We start from the raw sequence: 277 nt of genomic DNA on the forward strand, positions 1-277 counted from the left end.
CAAAAATAGAATATGATCCGCATTTGCAGTCTGTTTGGTTAAAAGGTGAAATTTCCAACTTTAAAAATCATAGCCGTGGCCACATGTATTTTACATTGAAAGATGAAAATGCAAGAATCGCAGCGGTTATGTTTGCGGGTCATAATCGTAATATTAAATTCAAACCTGAAAATGGGATGAAGGTACTCGTGAAAGGGAAAATCTCTGTTTACGAGGCGAGTGGTTCTTATCAAATTTATATTCAAGACATGCAGCCTGACGGAGTCGGAAATTTACA

General features: G+C 36.8%; 1 protein-coding gene. It reads left to right on the forward strand.

Annotated features, from left to right (window positions below; all coding sequences use genetic code 11):
• The coding region (locus MR167_RS32175; RefSeq protein ID WP_242316289.1) for an exodeoxyribonuclease VII large subunit at nucleotides 1-277 on the forward strand (277 nt) is incomplete at both ends.

It is taken from the genome of Bacillus cereus group sp. BfR-BA-01355, from assembly GCF_022663675.1.
Classification (GTDB): domain Bacteria; phylum Bacillota; class Bacilli; order Bacillales; family Bacillaceae_G; genus Bacillus_A; species Bacillus_A thuringiensis_S.